Here is a 17311-nt window from a genome sequence, read left to right as displayed (position 1 = left end):
TGTAGAATTCATGAAGGGCTTTTTTAGCCACATTTGCACCCCTGCGACAATTTACTCAAGCAGCACTTCCCTTTTTGTGAATGAAACGTTACCATTTGGTTGTTTGACCAAACAATCAAGTGCCTTTAATAATGCATTATCAAGATAATCCCACAACGCGTAACCAGAGTGCTTCAAGTGCCCCCCCGGAGACTGGCAGGGACATACAGTTCCAAGGAAACGGAGGTTTGGCTCTTAGTGCGACCCGGTTCGGTGATCCAAAGTCGCCGCAGGTGCTACTGCTACATGGCGGCGGACAGACTCGTCATGCATGGACGCACACGGCAACCGTCCTGGCAAAGGCCGGGTACTGCGCCACTATCATAGACGCCCGAGGTCATGGGCAAAGCCAGTGGTGTCCAAAAGGTGATTACAGCGCCACTGCCTTGGTGTCCGACCTCCGCGCTATCATTCAGTCGCTCCCCTCGTCGCCGTATATCGTCGGTGCATCAATGGGTGGCCTCACTGCCATGCTCGCGCTTGGAGAAGAGGCTTCTCTGAACTGCCGTGGCCTTGTACTGGTAGATGTGGCTCCCAAGCTGGAACGCAACGGCGTTCGCCGGATTATTGAATTCATGCGTCGCCACCGTGACGGATTTGACTCTCTGGAGCAGGTGCGGGACGCGGTCGCTGCCTATAACCCGGGGCGCAAAGCACCCGCGAATTCACAGGGTCTCCGCAAAAACCTGCGTGAGGATGTGAACGGTCGTCTCCACTGGCACTGGGATCCAGCGTTTCTTGATCATGCCGAGATCCCCGAAACAGATGAAAGCATGTTCGGCGGGGCCCGACTCAATCGTGCGGCGAGGCACCTCAGCATGCCGATATTACTGATCCGTGGTTACCACAGTGATGTACTCAGCGAAACAGGTGCTCAAGAGCTTTTGGCCCTGGTACCCCAAGCCCAGTACCGGGTGATTGAGCAAGCGGGTCATATGGTAGCCGGTGACCGCAATAGCATTTTTACGGGGGCTGTGATGGATTTCCTTCAATCGATTGATCCGCCCATTCAACAGATACGCTCCACTGAGCGGAGAGTTAAAACATGAAACACAGACATCTAGACGTTCTAATAATAGGTGCTGGCCTGTCCGGCGTGGGAGCAGCTTGCCATCTTAACCGCGACTGCCCTGATCTACGCTACGAAATTGTCGAGCGTCGTAAGCGAGTAGGCGGCACATGGGACCTATTTCGCTACCCCGGCATTCGTTCGGACTCAGATATGTTTACTCTCGGCTATAACTTTCGGCCTTGGACAGACACAAAAATGCTTGCCGACGGTCCCTCCATCCGCAAGTACATCGAAGAAACTGCCGAACAGCATCAGGTCGTTGACAAAATTCACTTCGGTCTCAAAGTTCTTTCCGAGGAGTGGAGTAGCGAGAGCAATCGCTGGACCGTCACCGCCCAGAACGAGGAAACCGGTGAAGAGGAAACCTTCACAGCCGGATTTGTGCTCAATTGCACTGGCTACTACAACTATGATGCTGGCCACACACCCAAAATACCCGGCATAACGCGCTTTGGGGGCGACGTCATTCATCCTCAGCACTGGCCTGAAAATTACGATTACAGTGGTAAACGGGTGGTCGTAATCGGTAGCGGAGCCACAGCTGTAACGCTGGTACCGGCAATGGCAGACAATGCCTCTCATGTGACCATGCTACAGCGTTCTCCCAGCTATGTTGCATCCGTTCCGGAGCAAGATCTAATCTCTAAAAACCTGCGTCGTGTATTACCAGAAATGGTCGTTTACCGTATGGCTCGCGCGCGCAACGTTTTACTTCAGAGAAGCGTATTCCAACTGTCAATCCGAAAGCCCAAGGCTATCCGCAGATTACTGTTAGCCGCTGCCCGTAAGCAGCTTGGGCCAGATTTCGACATGAAGCATTTCCAACCGCACTACAATCCTTGGGAAGAGCGGTTGTGCGCGGTGCCAAAGGGCGATCTCTTCCGGGTTCTTCGTGAAGGCAAAGCCTCGGTGGTAACAGATCATATAGCTAGCGTGACTAAAACTGGCATAAAGCTTAAATCCGGAGAACTTCTTCCCGCAGATATCATCGTCACAGCCACCGGTCTGGATTTGCAAATGTTCGGCGGCGCAAGCATTCGTGTGGACGGTAAGGAACCCAGTATTTCAGACACCATGATGTACAAAGGGTTAATGCTTGAAAACATCCCCAATATGGCATTCGTCTTTGGTTATACCAATGCCTCCTGGACCCTAAAAGCCGATATCGCTTCCGAGTTTGTTTGTCGCCTACTCAAGCATATGCAGAAGACCGGCGCTGACAAGGTGACACCCGTTGACGAAGAGGACTGTGGAACTGACGTCAACTTCCTCAACCTTCGGTCAGGATACATTCAGCGTGCCGATGATCGCCTACCACGCCAAGGAACCAAACAGCCTTGGCAAACACTGAACGATTACCTGCGCGACCTTCCCGCCCTTCGTTATGGGAAGCTTGATGATGGCTACCTGCATTTCGAAGGCAAAAATCTCCATAAACCTAAGCGCAAACTGGTTCAACAGCTACTCGGCAGCGCGCTAACCAAAGAGGCACAACGATGAAGTCATTTTCTGGAAAAGTTGCCGCCATTACAGGAGCGGGCTCCGGTATCGGCCAGGCCACAGCCATTGCACTGGCAAAAAAGGGATGCCATTTGGCTATCTCAGATATAAGCCAAGAAAGCCTCGAGAAAACCATCAAGATGCTTGCCCATTATCCGGTGAAAGTTAGCAGCCATGTCGTTGATGTCAGCGATCGCGAAGCGGTCTATAAATACGCGGACGACACCGTTACTGAGCACGGCAAGGTCAACATCATCATGAACAATGCGGGTGTTGGTCTTGGTGAAACCGTAGAAAACATGAGCTACGAGAACTTTGAATGGCTTATGAACATCAATTTTTGGGGCGTGGTATACGGCACCAAAGCATTCCTGCCGCACCTGAAGCGTGCTGATGAAGGGCACATCATCAATATCTCAAGCGTGTTCGGCATTATCGGCGTACCGACTCAATCTGCCTACAATGCCGCTAAATTTGCTGTACGCGGTTTTACAGAATCGCTGCGCGAAGAGCTTGATATAGAGGGCGGCCGCGTCAGCGCTACTTCAGTTCACCCTGGAGGGGTCAAAACCAATATCGCTCGCAACAGCCGCATGGGCGACATGGGTGACATGGGTATCGGTGACAAAGAAGATATTGCCGATATGTTTGAAAAAATCGCTATGACCACACCAGAAACCGCAGCAAAAACTATTCTAAAAGCTGTACGCAAGAACCGGCGGAGAGTATTGGTGGGCGGCGATGCCATCATGCTCGACACCACCCAGCGCCTGATGCCCACAGGCTATCAGCGGCTGCTCGAAGTTATGTTTAAAAAGCAGCAAGGCAAGAATAGCAAAACCGCCCGCAAGGGCATTGCTTAACATCCTTTAATTAACCATTACATTTAATACTGGAGGCGATATGCGCTCTTCAAACCCTGTCAAAAGCATAAAAAAACTCAGCGGAGCCCTCGTTGGCATTCCGCCTAGACATATTAATTTTAGTTTCCCAGAAAATATGCCGAAATACTTCTACGCAGGAAATGCAACTGCCACGACATTTTTCGCAATGCTTTCGGGATTTTTTCCGCCGGGCGAACGATACTTCATGGAATCGGTAAGACACTTTCGAAATGAAGTTAAAGACGAAACTCTGCGTGCAGAAATTTCAGGATTTATGGGTCAGGAAGCCATCCATGGTCGCGAACATGACCGACTCAACAACATCCTTTCTGAGTACGGCTTTGACATGCAGGCCCCGGACCGTTTCGTTAAAATTGGCCTAGCCATACTTGAAAAGTTACCCCCGAGCACGCGACTTGCGGCCACGACTTTTATGGAGCATTTCACTGCCCTTCTAGCCGAACAGCTCCTTAACGATGAACAATTCGTACAGCAAGCTGACCCTGAAATGATCAAGATATGGCAGTGGCATGCACTTGAAGAACTTGAGCACAAATCTGTTGCTTATGACGTTTACGAGCTGATCGGGAACAGCCGTATCGAAAGAGCCGCCGCAGCACTGGCGTCCGTAGTAGTATTGCTTCCGATGCTAGGAGTAACTTGGAGCTGGATGCTGGCAAAAGACGGCCAGCTAGGTAATTTAAAAGATAATATCAAAGGTCTTAACGTATTATTGGGTCGCAATGGTTTTGTATCACGCATACTATCAAGGCTTCCCGAATTCGTAGAACCGAATTTCCACCCCAATCAACACAATACCAAACAGCTGGAGAGCAATTGGCGAGATAAGCTATTTGCCGTAGGCGGAGCATTGCATGATCAATATAGCAATTCAGCTGCCTGATTATGTTAGCCCGTCACCTGCACGTAGGTAGGGTGGCAGCATAAAAGATTCACCACGAAACCCCGGGAAAGCGGCTTTTATCTTCATTAAGATATAGTCGCTATCCCGGGTATCACCACCATTTTATCTTGATAAAATGGTTCCAGTCGTTAATTTTTTTACGCCTTCTTTTCTTTGGGAAACCCGCAAGCGGACTACGTTGATCCTGCTTCAAACTATCCGGGTTGCGAAACAGTAACAGCGTGATTACTTTACTCGTATTCGCGTAGCCTTGTTACTACATGGTTTCTGGCTTGTCCCACCCTCCACGCGACCCAACACTACCCTGCCGAATTTGGCAATCACAAATCACATGGAACAGCTCATAAACCACAGAGGCACAGTGGGCAGAGCTCAGCATCCACTGCCACGCAGCCTTAATCAGGAATTTTGGAAAAGGGCATACCTATCTATGCACATGAATAACCTGTGCTCGCTCCAGACGTGCTTTTTCGATCGCTTTTAGAGTGTGCCAATATACGCTGTCAGGAGGTGATCTGTTTGAGTGGAAACCGCTGCGATGCGTGTAATCGAGATCAAGTTAGCGCTGAATTAAGCACTCAAAGACAGAAACGCGGGGTAAATACTGGGGAGAATACCTTTCTACCGGTTAACGAAAACTAACATGTGTCATATAGCGTAACAGCTGAGTTCTTATTCTGCTTGCTGCCTCTCATTTCATCCTAATACACGATGGTTTTAGCCCCAAAGCCTAGTAGCTAGCCTTGGGGCTAATTTCCGAAGAAAGCTTAACAAGCCGCCCCTTCAATATCGCTTAAGATAAACTGTGCCGCTCGCTCACCAATCATCATGCATGGTGCATTCGTATTACCACTGATCAATAATGGCATAATCGAAGCGTCCGCAACACGCAAACCCTTCACTCCGTTCACACGTAAACGAACATCCACCACCGCGCCATCATCACTGCCCATTCGACAAGTACCAACCGGATGGTAAATGGTTTCAGCACGCTGACGAATATCAGCATCAATATCCGCATCGCTTACAATGCTTGAGTTAGGCTCATCGTCCCCCCCAAAAGCCGGCTGAAACGATTTGCTGTGGAAGACCTTTCTCGCCAATTTCACGCCCTCACGGAGTACACTGACATCCTCAGGATCAGAGAGGTAATTCGGATCAATGATTGGTGCTGCTAATGGATCGCTATTGGCTAAACGAATCCACCCTCGACTTTTGGGTCTAAGCTGGCAAACATGGATAGTGCAACCGAAACCCGGGGTCAACTGGCGGCCATGATCACGAAGGAACGCCGGCAAAAAGTGAAACTGAGCGTCGGGCCGATCCTCATCGCTGAGCAAACTAACAAAGGCCCCTGCTTCTGCAGCATTGCTGGCCAAAAATCCGCGCCGATGACGGAAATACTGGTAGAAAGCACGAATCAATCGGGGCAAAAAGAAAGGCGACATCCCAATAGACTGCCGACTTCGATCCTTTATTAAGACCGTCATATCCAGATGGTCCTGAAGATTAGCTCCAACCTCCGGCAAATGATGTAGGCAATTGATCCCGACTTCATTTAGGTGTTTTTTATCTCCAATACCCGACAACATAAGCAGCTGAGGAGTGTTGATCGCGCCACCGGACAGAACAACCTCTTTATGTGCTCCTATTTTCGTGACATTCCCATCACCATCACGTATTTCAACCCCAATCGCCCGGCCATCACCAAACAGCACTCTTCTTACCTGAATCTCAGTCATTATTGTCAGGTTTTTTCGGCCACGTGCTGGGTCCAAAAAGGCGCGCGCTGAACTCCAGCGCCGCCCATCCTTTTGTGTTACCTGAAAACGCCCAAAGCCTTTTTGATCTGGCCCGTTAAAATCATCATTACGGGGATAACCCAGCTCCTCGCCAGCGCGGATAAACATAGGGGTCAAGGGATTAATATCCTTCACCCGAGTTACATTTAGAGGCCCACCAACACCATGGAAGCTATCTTTGGGGTATTCTTCGTTGTTCTCGTGCGCGTTGAAAATAGGCTGCACATCCTTCCATGCCCAACCTGACGCGCCCTCCGCCGCCCAATCATCATAATCCTGCTGTTGTCCACGAATATAGACCATAGCATTAATTGAACTACTGCCACCCAGCGTTTTGCCACGGGGCCAATAGAGGCTTCTATTATTAAGATTCTTCTGTGGCGCTGTGTCATAACCCCAGTTTCGCTTGCCTTTTTTGATCAACCCAATAAGGCCAAAGGGAATATTTACGAAGCCACTATTGTCATGAGGGCCTGCTTCAATCAGGCACACGGAGTATTTCCCACTCTCGCTTAAACGGTTGGCAAGCACGCAGCCGGCCGAGCCCGCGCCCACAACGATGAAATCAAATGCCTCCATGTGCACTATCTCCTACTTGGCTAAAGCGCGTTATGTGATGTTCCCGGTCACCATGACTCAATGAACAATGAGTAATAAGGCGAAAGTAGTGCCCGATATTAAGCTCTTCAGTAACGCCAACACCACCATGTATCTGGATGCCTTGTTGGGCAATAATCACCGCCTGGCTCGCGTAGTAAGCCTTTGCTCCCGCAGTAGCTCGAACACGCTCGGAAATGCAGTCACTTTCCGCTTTTACCGATACCATCAGAAGCATCGATTCAAGCTGCTGTAGATCGATAAAAAGATCGACAAGATAATGCTGTATCACCTGGAAACTGCCAATGGCAGTGCCAAATTGCTTCCGTGTTTGAGCATATTCCAGCGTTGACTGAAATACCTGACGAGAAGCCCCATACATGCGTGCACAATCCAGCGCACAGAGATAATCGTACCAAGCAAGAACAGCCTGCTTAGCGTCCTCTCCACGACACAAAATCATTTCTTCACTGATTTCGACATCATCGAGGGTCAAACTGGCAGCACGACTTCCGTCCAACAGCCGATACCGCTCGACATCACAAGCCTCAATAGGCAATACGATAATCACCAGCTCATCACCAGACATCGCGGACAACAATACGGTATCTGCACAACCACCATCTGAGACGATATGCTTCTGGCCTGAAAGGCGTCCGCTATTAAGCCTTAATGAGGGCTTCAGTATATTGTAGCCGGCATGCCGATCGTAAAACCCACATGCCACTCGTGCATCACCGGCAATCACTTTCTCAAGCAATGACAGTGATGTTGATGTGTTTACGTGCTCCAGCAACTTTCCAGGGGAGACGATCAAATCGACATAAGGGTCAAGACAGAGAGCTGCCCCCATCTCCTGCACGATCGCTGACACATCCAATAACGTGCCGCCGTATCCGCCAACAGACTCCGCAAAAGGAAGACCGAACCAACCCAAATCTGTCATTGCCTGCCAACGGCCTTCGTCCAAATGGTTGCTCTCATCAAGCTGAGCAATATAGGTATCGAACGAGTAATTATCTTTTAGATAACGGCGCGCCGTATCGGCAATCATCGTGGTATTTTCAGGTAACTTGAAATCCATGCCTCACCTCACAATCCGAGCAGCATCTTTGCCAATACGTTTTTCTGAATCTCGTTAGATCCACCATAGATAGTGCAGGCACGCAGGAAGTTATAGCGGCGACTGGCTTGATTAAATACTTCGTCTCCAATCGGTTGCTTATTATCCCATGGCAGAGACATCAGCCCACCGATCTCAACCATCGCCTGAGAAACTCTTTGCTGTAATTCGGTGCCTTTAATTTTCAGCCCTGAAGACTCTGGCCCAAAGGGCTTACCCTCATCGGTCGCAGCTACGGTACGAAAATTGGTGTACTCCAATGCCATCAAGTCTATTTCCAGAGATGCCAAGCGCCGTTGAGCCTGCTGCCGCTCATTTTCAGTGGGCAGACTTTCCATGGCTGATTTGAGACGATTTATTTCATGATGAATATCAGCCACGCCAGCAATAGTCGTACGTTCGTGAGTAAGCAGGAACTTAGCGATGGTCCACCCCATCCCTTCCTTGCCCACAAGGTTTTCCACTGGAACCTTCACATCTGTGAAATACACTTCGTTAAGGTGGTGATGTCCATCGATCGAGTAAATCGGTCGCACCTCAAGCCCAGGCGTTTTCATGTCGATCAGTAGGAATGAGATGCCCTGTTGTTGCTTCACGGTGTTATCTGTACGCACTAGGCAGAACATCATGTCCGCCCAGTGTGCCTGAGTCGTCCAGATCTTCTGGCCATTTACCAAATAATGATCACCGTTAAGCGTGGCACGCGTTTTCAATGAGGCCAGATCCGAGCCAGCATTAGGTTCGGAATACCCTTGGCACCAGAGCGTTTCTCCACTTTGGATACCTGGCAACCAGCGTTCCTTCTGTTCTTCAGAGGCAAAGGTATAAAGCACCGGCCCAACCATGGCTACCCCAAAAGGACTCGTCGGTGGCGCACCGGCCAAAGCCCGCTCTAGGTCGAAAATATAGCGCTGAGTTGCGCTCCAGCCAGGGCCACCATATTGCTCTGGCCAAGTCGTTGTCAGCCAGCCTTTGCTTCCAAGCAAACGCTCCCAGCGCTGCTGCATGCTCTTATCCGGCATCGCCCCGCGGGCGGTACAGCTGCGAACATCTTCAGGGACGTTTTCAACCATCCATTGCCGGATGCTTTCACGAAATTTCTTTTCTTCTTCGTTGAAATCCAGATTCACGGAAGTCTCCAAGCTATTATCTGTTTCGTGATACGGGCGAAAAACTCAATTCAGTTAACCCGCATACTCTTATCTTCCCAGTAAGGGGATCGAAGTTCATTTTTTAATACTTTTCCTGCCCCACTGATGGGTAACGGCTCACTCCGAAACTCAATCGAACGAGGCACCTTATAGCCAGCTATTTTTTCTCTACAGTGATCAATGATATCTGTCTCACTGGCACTACTTCCTTCGCATAACACCACTATCGCATGAACAGATTCTCCCCATTTTTCGTCAGGGATTCCGATCACTGCGCATTCTTGTACTGCCGAATGACTATATATAGCGCCTTCGACCTCAACCGAGAAAATGTTCTCACCGCCACTAATAACCATATCTTTGGCGCGATCAACAATGAAAACGAAACCATCCTCATCCATGTAAGCAAGATCCCCTGTATGCAACCATCCGTTGCGCAGAGTTTCTTCCGTGGTGGACTCCATACCCCAGTAACCACGCATGACATTGCCACCACGCACACAGATTTCACCAACTGTGCCACGAGGTACTTCTTCATCGTTTTCATTTACAACCATTACCTCAACACCCAAGGCCGCACGCCCTGCGCTCCGTAACTTTTCGCCACCAGCAACATGAAACTCAGGAGCAAGCGTGGTAATGATTGGTGAAGCTTCAGTCTGGCCATAGCCCTGGGCGAACGAGGCTTTCGGCATTTGCTCCATCGCGCTTATCAACACCGCTTCTGGCATCGGTGAGGCTCCATAAAGCATTCGCCTTATGCTGCTTACATCGTAATTAGCAATACGCCCAGATGAGGCAAGAAGATTAACCATGGTTGGCACAAGCAAGGCGTCTGTGATTTTCTCGCGTTCTATGAACGCCAAAACTTCATCAACATCAAAACGAGGAACAATTCCATGGGTTCCTGCTGCAAGGGTTACAGCAAAAGTGCTGGCCATGTCAGCCAGATGGAACATTGGAGCAGCATGCATATAGACAGTGTCACGCCCATACCCCATTTCTGCGACGACATTCAGTGCGTTGAATACTAGGTTGTCGTGACTAAGCATTACCCCTTTCGAGCGCCCCGTAGTACCGCCGGTATAAAAAAGGCCAGCAAGGTCATCTCCGCCCGCGTCTACATCGCTCATTCGCTCGGATTGAACAATAAGCGATTCATAATCAATACAACCTTCCGGACACTCACCATCACCAATAAAAACCACATGCTTTATTGATTCAAACTGTGGTCGGAGTATCGGAAGCAACGCTGAAAAGGTGTCATCAATGAATAGAATTTTCGAACCTGAATCATTTAACGTAAATGCAATTTCCGGCGGTGCGAGACGAATATTGATAGGGTTTACCGCAGCTCCCGCCCAGGGAACCGCATAAAAATACTCCATATAGCGGTCACTGTTCAGCGATAGGATCGCAACCCTATCGCCCGACTCAACCCCCAGCCCTACCAGACCATTTGCAAGGCGTGCGATACGATCCTCAAACTTCTTCCAGGTTTGTCTCCGGCCAGCAAAAATAGTGGCCGTACCTTCTCCATTTAACTGAACAGCACGACGCAAGGTCTGTGTGATATACATGACTGGACGCTCCATTGAGGATTTTAAGAAAGTTTTATTGTAATAAATCAGATTGTTTCCAAGGCTCTCTTGTATATAAACCGACCCTGCGAAACTTTATTTTTTTCAATAAATAGGTCCACGACAACGATAATGAAGCGTCTACCTTCTCTAATAATTCTTGGTTCGGCTCGCAATGTTCCGGCGAAGGCAGGCCTAAGATAATCAAAGGTCATGCTTGAGCATATCGACTTATCATTAATCCCATTATTCGATGTCAAATAGCTTCCAGCAACGATCTCTGCAAAGCTGGCCAAGATGCCGCCGTGAAAAGTTTTGATTAACGGATTACCGACATGTTTGTCGCGAAACGACATTTCGTAGGTTTTTACGCCATCATCATCACCTAACCATATGCCGAGAAATTTCGAGTATGGTGATTCATCAGGGAGTGCATGATGGGAAGGAGGAGCCTCATTTCTTATATCAGAGCCAACTTCCCCCGACTGCTCTTTCGGCACATCTTTTTTATTATCTTTTTCTTTTGCAATTGGTTTATCAAACGAAGGGCCTAATGTTCCGATCGCAAAGCTGCCAGACACTGATGCCAACACATCATCTCCAGAACGGCCGAATGCCTCTCCACGGACATAGGCGATGTCCCCTTCAATAGCAAAGCATACGACTTTGCAATAAATCGCCTCATTGATACCCGGCATAGTGATGAAATCGACACGTAGATCGATAGTGGCGATTGGCCGCATATCTCCGAGACGAATAAAAATCGCCAAGCCACAAGTCGTATCCATCAATGTAGCAATTGCACCACGGTGTAACACACCGTTGCTATCACACATATCAGGCACACAGGGCATGCCCATAACCACCCCGTCAGGGGCAACTTCTTCCATCTCGATTCCGAAAGCCCCAAACAAAGGGTGTGAGGCACCAAAAAAACCACTCGCGGCAAGAAGATCTTTAGATATTGAATTTACAGCCGTCATATTAGCAACTTTCGTTCTTCATAATGTCAACGCGGCGTCTATATACCGCAATTCTGCTTCTCTCACCTTGGCTATGGCTTCACGGATCATCTCAGTAGGAAACGTCTCACTTTCAGAACCCAAGCGAAGACAATCAGCCAATGCAGACCACGCACTGGCAGAGTCGCGCATCAAATCAGACAGGCCCATTTTTTTGAGTGCGGGGATTACCTCCTCTGCCTCATCAATAAACTCTGCATACATAGTGCGGAAACCACCGCCGCCAGTACCGCGCTTCTCTATCACTTGATACGCAAAACGCAGCAACCAAGGCCATTTTTCAAAATCTTTCCAGCGATGAAGATCATTGATCCAAGTATTCAGTGCTTCAATGCCCTGGTTTTTATCACCATCTTTAAGCGTTTGCGCATTACGAATAATCGCACTCTTGACCTGCTCGGGAGAGATTTCAACTGAGATATCTTCCGGAGCGAACAGAGAGCCGTGATGAATAAAAGGTGGCGTCAAAGAAAAGCGCGCCAGTGCCAGCTTATCGCGCGGCACCTCAAGAAGCTCAGGCCGCTCGGTATCACTCACCAAAACCGTTTTCCCATCATCAGTCCGCTGCCAAGCAACAATTGCATGACCGGGGAAATGGGTACTACTTTTAAAATAAGGAAGGTGATATATATCGGTTAACAAGAGAGCAGGACGACCAGCATCAAGATATCCATCTAGCGCCTTCGCAGCGTCCTCTTTATCCTGCCAAGATTCCCAATGAAACGGCACTCCCAGTGTTGAGAACACCGCCTCTTCAAAACCCATTGAGCGAACATGAACAATAAAAGGCGTATCAGAATTTGGTATTTCCACATAGGTAATACCAAGCCCCGCACCCAGGCCAAAACAGAAAGCCTCAGTCAGGTTAAGCCCATGAAATTCGAGCAGATCCCTGATGGCTGAGCTACCACAATGACGTCCAGGCCTATGAGTGTGCTTATGGTATTCGGCGCCACTCATGCCAGCCTCCTCCGGCTTTCTTTTCGGCATTAGGCCACCACTTTTAGGGAAACAGGACCAACAGGGCCGTAAATTGTTTCCGATGCCTGCATCGGGTCGCCATGCTCCTCATACTCCGAAAGCCAAGCAGCAACCTTTTCTGGCATACCCGTATCCCAGGGGTGAAAGCCTGGACGGAACCAATCTAAAAATTCAGGCAACATCCCAGTAAGAATGCCTTTTCGGCCATATAATTTGTTAAGGCCTCGCAGAATCACACCCGGCTTTCGCGTAGCACCGTCGAGCCTGAGCATATTCCAGAATACTGGAGCTACAACAAGATGAACCATCAGAGTAGCAACAATTAGCGCCGACGCGCGGGTTAGGTAACCGCCACCAGCAGCACTCTGGTAAAGATCGTAAGCAACAGCCTTGTGCTCCACTTCTTCTACGCCATGCCACAGGAAAAGTGCCCGCATGACCGGGTCAGCATCCCGAAACATATCACTATCTTCACTAACCATTGCCTCACCAAGGGTTGCAGTGAAGTGCTCAAATGCCGCAGTCATCGCTAATTGGTACTTTTTAGGCAGGTACTTTTGTGTAGTGCGGATAAATGTTCGCAGATTCGCAGTTACCTTCTCCACGTCCACACCCTGACCAACCATCACATCATTGAAACGATCATGGACAATCCCGTGCTGACCTTCCTGACGAATAAAATGACGAATATCTTCACGCAGACGGCTATCTGTTACTTGATCCTGAAAGTTACGCACAGATTGGATAAAAAACCGTTCGCCTTCCGGGAAATGCACTGACAGCGCGTCAAAAAAGCGAGTAAGAACGGGATCGCCCGCATTCCAGTGCCGCGGAACAGAGGAAACATCAAATGCGACTTTGCGCGGCTGGATAGGTACAGAATTCATAATTCCTCCGAATGAGCAGTTACCATTGCATGGTTTAATGCAATTATCTTATTTGGCCAAACGACCAAATGTCAACACCCAAGCCCTTCTCCCTCTGACTGCCAGGGCTCTATCAGCGATCAAATCATCGGAGGGTGAGGCCTAAGTCGGCGGGAGCAAGGAGCCTCGAAAACGGCAACAGATTAACCTAAGTCCGTCAGCGCGCCTTCGCTGGCCGAACCCACCAGCCGTGCGTATTTGGCCAGCACACCACGGGTATAGCGTGGTGCTGGCTGTTGCCAGTTAGCACGGCGGCGCGCCAACTCCGCATCAGACAGCGCCACGACCAGGGTGTTGGCTTCGGCATCAATGGTAATTTGGTCACCGTTTTCCAATAATGCCAGCGGACCACCATCGAAAGCTTCTGGGGTCACGTGGCCTACCACGAAACCATGGCTGCCGCCGGAAAAGCGACCATCGGTAATCAGCGCCACCTCGTCACCCAGGCCGCGCCCCATGATGGCAGAGGTGGGGGTGAGCATTTCACGCATGCCTGGGCCGCCGCGGGGGCCTTCATAGCGGATCACCACCACGTCCCCGGACACCACAGTCCCATCATTGATCCGCTGCTGCGCTTCTTCTTCCGAACCGAACACCCGGGCCGGGCCGGAAAAGTGGGTGCCTTCCTTGCCGGTGATCTTGGCCACTGCGCCATCCGGCGCCAAATTGCCATAAAGGATGCGCAGGTGACTTTCTGCTTTCAGCGGCGCAGACAGTGGCGCGATGATCGTCTGATCCAGTGGATAAGGACTGACATCCGCCAGGTTCTCAGCCAAGGTACGGCCGGTGACCGTCAGGCAATCACCCTGCAGCAAACCCGCCTCCAACAGCACCTTCATCAACGGCTGAATACCGCCGATGGCCACCAACTCGCTCATCATGTAATGGCCACTGGGGCGCAGGTCCGCCAGCACCGGCACCCGCCTGCCGATCTCGGTAAAGTCATCCAGCGACAGCGGCACCCCCACGGTGCGCGCCATGGCGATCAGGTGCAGCACCGCATTGGTGGAACCGCCCAGGGCGATCACCACAGTGATGGCGTTCTCAAATGCAGCCCGCGTCATGATGTCCGAGGGCTTGATGTCCTGTTCCAGTAGCGCCAACACTGCTTCGCCGGCGCGCTGGCAATCATCACGCTTCTCTTCCGACACCGCATTCTGTGCGGAGCTGCCCGGCAGGCTCATGCCCAGCGCTTCAATAGCCGAGGCCATAGTGTTGGCCGTGTACATGCCGCCGCAAGCACCGGGCCCGGGAATGGCAGTTTCTTCTATCTGCTTGAGTTCGATTTTGTCCATGTCGCCGCGGGAATGGGCTCCCATGGCTTCGAACACAGAAACAATATCCGTGTGGCCCTTGCCGGGCATGATGGTGCCGCCGTAGACAAAGACGCTGGGGCGATTCAGCCGCGCCATGCCCATTAGGCAACCGGGCATGTTCTTATCGCAGCCACCAAGAGCTACCAGGCCGTCAAAGCCTTCACAAGCCGCCACGGTTTCAATGGAATCGGCAATCACCTCGCGGGAGACCAACGAATACTTCATCCCTTCGGTACCATTGGCGATGCCATCGGAGATGGTGATGGTATTGAAAATTACCCCTTTGCCGCCGGCCGCATCGGCTCCAGCGCAGGCTTTTTCGGCGAGCTCACCGATATGGCTATTGCACGGCGTCACCTGACTCCAAGTAGAAGCAATGCCCACCTGGGGTTTATGAAAATCCTCATCGGTAAACCCCACCGCCCGCAGCATGGCCCGGCTGGCGGATTTACCGGGGCCGTCCACGACCTTTGCTGAATGGCGGCGACGCGGATCGCCCTTTGAGTCACTCATATTTTCTCCTGATTCCAGTTAACGCTTCACCGCCAGCACGGCAAAGGTGTCGCCCACGTCCACCCGTGCCGGGTGGCGGCGGCCGATCAACATGCCCGCAAACGGCGCCCGATAGTCCACCGGTGGCTCACCGGTACGTTCCAGGGAGTACACGCGGGCAAGCACGTCACCCTGTTGCACCCAGTCACCCAGCTCCACCGCAAATTCCAGCAGGCCACGATGCTGACTGACACGGTAATAGTCTGCGCTGGGGATCTCCAACGCCTGCGATGCCACCGGCAGCGGATCACCGGGCAAGATGCCGGCAAAACGCAACACATTGTCCACGCCTTGCTCCGCCAATGCCACGGTGCCCGGGGTGGTGGTGCCGCCTCCACGCAGCTCGGTGCTGATGAAGACCCGGCCTAGGCTTTCCACCACGCTGTCGAATAGGGCGGCCTCTTCCAGCTCCGCCATAAACAGGGTGTACGGTGCGCCAAAAGCTTGGGCCCCGGCCAGGCAACGGGCGCCAAAGGTGGCGTCGGCCAGCCGATGGGTGGCCGCGAAGGGCAATAGATCCAGAGTACGCCCACCGGAATGCATATCCAGCACCACGTCAGCCAACGGCACCAAGTAGCGGGTGAAGTAATCGGCGATTTTTTCGGTAAGGGTTCCCACGGGGTTGCCTGGGAAGGCGCGGTTCAAATTGCCGCCATCCAACGGGGAGGTGCGTGTGCCGTTCAGCACCGCTGGGTGGTTCATCATTGGCACAATGATGACTCGGCCACTGATCTCTTCAGCGCCTAGCCGGTTGGCCAGCTTGAGCAGGGCGGTGATGCCTTCGTATTCATCACCGTGGTTGCCCCCGGTGAGCAGCGCGGTGGGGCCCTCGCCGTTACAAATCACCGTGATCGGGATCATCACATTGCCCCACGCCGACTGGTCATGGGAGTACGGCAGCTTGAGGAAACCATGTTGCACGCCGTCCTGATGGAAATCCACCGTGGCGCTGATCGCGCTGTCCTGCATAGCGAGTCCATTATCTCCGAATCAGAGTGCATATGACGCACCCGGTTCTTTACGCCTATAATGCGCGCTTTACCAGGATCGCGAACAGGACATTCCTTAATATGGCCGACAAAGGCACGCTGTACATCATTTCCGCCCCGTCCGGCGCCGGCAAAACCAGCCTGGTGGCCGCACTGGTCGACAAGCTTGCCCAGGTACGCATTTCCATTTCGCACACCACCCGGGCCATGCGCCCCGGTGAAAAAGACGGCGTGAACTACCACTTCACCGACCGCGACTGTTTTGTGCGCCAGGTGGAGCAGGGTCGTTTTCTGGAACATGCGCAAGTGTTCGGCAATCTCTACGGCACCAGCGCTGACTGGGTAGCCCAGACCCTGCGCACCGGCGACGATGTCATTCTGGAGATTGACTGGCAAGGCGCCACCCAAATACGCAAACAGCTCCCGGATTCAGTCAGCATCTTCATTCTTCCGCCCTCCCTGGAGGCACTGGCTGGCCGCCTGCGCGGCCGGGAAACCGACGACGAAACGGTTATTCAGCAACGCCTAGACGGCGCCCAAGAAGAGATGAGCCACTACGGAGAATTCGATTATCTGGTGGTCAACGATGACTTCCAGCGTGCCCTTTATGAGCTGGAAGCCATTGTCGAAGCTCGCCGGCTGGTGACAGCACGACAGGTCGCGCGCCAAGCCGCCACCCTGCAGAACCTGCTCGCCCGGCGCTGATCGCCCGGCGCCGCGCTTGCCACGGCACCGCCGTTCGGCGGCCGGCACTGGACTTGCCCCGCCCTCAGCCCGTAAAATCGCCTCCTTGCGAATTATCAGACGGCGCGGGTTCATGTCGAGCCCGCCTCGTCAGCTTGTCAGGAGAGC

At 51.7% G+C, this 17311-nt stretch carries 14 protein-coding genes; 5 read left to right on the top strand and 9 right to left on the bottom strand.

Going from position 1 to position 17311, the window contains the following annotated elements; translation table 11 throughout:
- Positions 1-131: 131 nt before the first annotated feature.
- From ABO_RS00960 to ABO_RS00945, 4 genes are read left to right on the top strand one after another with little or no spacing between them, the layout of a single operon-like run.
- Entirely contained in the window at positions 132-1088 is a 957-nt protein-coding gene (locus ABO_RS00960; protein WP_011587488.1) for an alpha/beta fold hydrolase, read from the top strand.
- Positions 1085-2611 (top strand): flavin-containing monooxygenase, encoded by a 1527-nt coding sequence (locus ABO_RS00955; RefSeq protein WP_011587487.1) that lies wholly within the window; start codon positions 1085-1087, stop codon positions 2609-2611. The genes ABO_RS00960 and ABO_RS00955 overlap by 4 nt, the downstream gene beginning before the upstream one ends.
- A complete protein-coding gene (locus tag ABO_RS00950; RefSeq protein ID WP_011587486.1) occupies positions 2608-3474 on the top strand; it encodes an SDR family NAD(P)-dependent oxidoreductase in 867 nt (288 codons plus the stop codon). The genes ABO_RS00955 and ABO_RS00950 overlap by 4 nt, the downstream gene beginning before the upstream one ends.
- A gap of 40 nt (positions 3475-3514) precedes the next feature.
- Complete coding sequence (locus ABO_RS00945) at positions 3515-4399, top strand: metal-dependent hydrolase (RefSeq protein WP_011587485.1); 885 nt, start codon at positions 3515-3517, stop codon at positions 4397-4399.
- A gap of 788 nt (positions 4400-5187) precedes the next feature.
- On the opposite strand, the gene ABO_RS00940 is transcribed toward ABO_RS00945, so the two are convergent.
- The 9 genes from ABO_RS00940 to doeB all read right to left on the bottom strand — a co-directional run bounded on the left by ABO_RS00940 (position 5188) and on the right by doeB (position 16439).
- Positions 5188-6801 (bottom strand): GMC family oxidoreductase, encoded by a 1614-nt coding sequence (locus tag ABO_RS00940; protein ID WP_041704624.1) that lies wholly within the window; start codon positions 6799-6801, stop codon positions 5188-5190.
- Positions 6788-7903 carry an acyl-CoA dehydrogenase family protein gene (locus ABO_RS00935; protein ID WP_011587483.1) on the bottom strand — a complete coding sequence of 372 codons (1116 nt, stop codon included), beginning with the start codon at positions 7901-7903 and terminating at the stop codon, positions 6788-6790. The genes ABO_RS00940 and ABO_RS00935 overlap by 14 nt, the downstream gene beginning before the upstream one ends.
- An 8-nt stretch (positions 7904-7911) precedes the next feature.
- Complete coding sequence (locus ABO_RS00930) at positions 7912-9072, bottom strand: acyl-CoA dehydrogenase family protein (RefSeq protein WP_041704621.1); 1161 nt, start codon at positions 9070-9072, stop codon at positions 7912-7914.
- A 50-nt stretch (positions 9073-9122) separates the two neighbouring features.
- Positions 9123-10688: a long-chain-fatty-acid--CoA ligase gene (locus ABO_RS00925; protein ID WP_255352975.1), complete on the bottom strand. Its 1566-nt coding sequence runs from the start codon at positions 10686-10688 to the stop codon at positions 9123-9125.
- A 32-nt stretch (positions 10689-10720) separates the two neighbouring features.
- The gene (locus ABO_RS00920) at positions 10721-11656 is read right to left on the bottom strand and encodes a PaaI family thioesterase (RefSeq protein ID WP_011587480.1); all 936 of its coding nucleotides are present in this window, start codon (positions 11654-11656) and stop codon (positions 10721-10723) included.
- A gap of 18 nt (positions 11657-11674) precedes the next feature.
- Positions 11675-12655 (bottom strand): BtrH N-terminal domain-containing protein, encoded by a 981-nt coding sequence (locus ABO_RS00915; protein ID WP_011587479.1) that lies wholly within the window; start codon positions 12653-12655, stop codon positions 11675-11677.
- A gap of 29 nt (positions 12656-12684) precedes the next feature.
- Complete coding sequence (locus tag ABO_RS00910) at positions 12685-13563, bottom strand: metal-dependent hydrolase (RefSeq protein WP_011587478.1); 879 nt, start codon at positions 13561-13563, stop codon at positions 12685-12687.
- A 182-nt stretch (positions 13564-13745) separates the two neighbouring features.
- Complete coding sequence (gene ilvD / locus ABO_RS00905) at positions 13746-15431, bottom strand: dihydroxy-acid dehydratase (protein ID WP_011587477.1); 1686 nt, start codon at positions 15429-15431, stop codon at positions 13746-13748.
- Between the two features lie 18 nt (positions 15432-15449).
- On the bottom strand, positions 15450-16439 hold the full coding sequence (gene doeB, locus ABO_RS00900) for a N(2)-acetyl-L-2,4-diaminobutanoate deacetylase DoeB (protein ID WP_011587476.1): 990 nt from the start codon (positions 16437-16439) through the stop codon (positions 15450-15452).
- Positions 16440-16540: 101 nt separating this feature from the next.
- On the opposite strand from doeB, the gene gmk reads away from it, so the two are divergent.
- The gene (gene gmk / locus ABO_RS00895) at positions 16541-17164 is read left to right on the top strand and encodes a guanylate kinase (protein ID WP_011587475.1); all 624 of its coding nucleotides are present in this window, start codon (positions 16541-16543) and stop codon (positions 17162-17164) included.
- Positions 17165-17311: the final 147 nt, after the last annotated feature.

The sequence above is a fragment of the Alcanivorax borkumensis SK2 genome (assembly GCF_000009365.1).
GTDB lineage: Bacteria > Pseudomonadota > Gammaproteobacteria > Pseudomonadales > Alcanivoracaceae > Alcanivorax > Alcanivorax borkumensis.
Note: the sequence above shows the minus strand (reverse complement) of the source record. Positions and strands in the feature narration are given on the sequence as shown.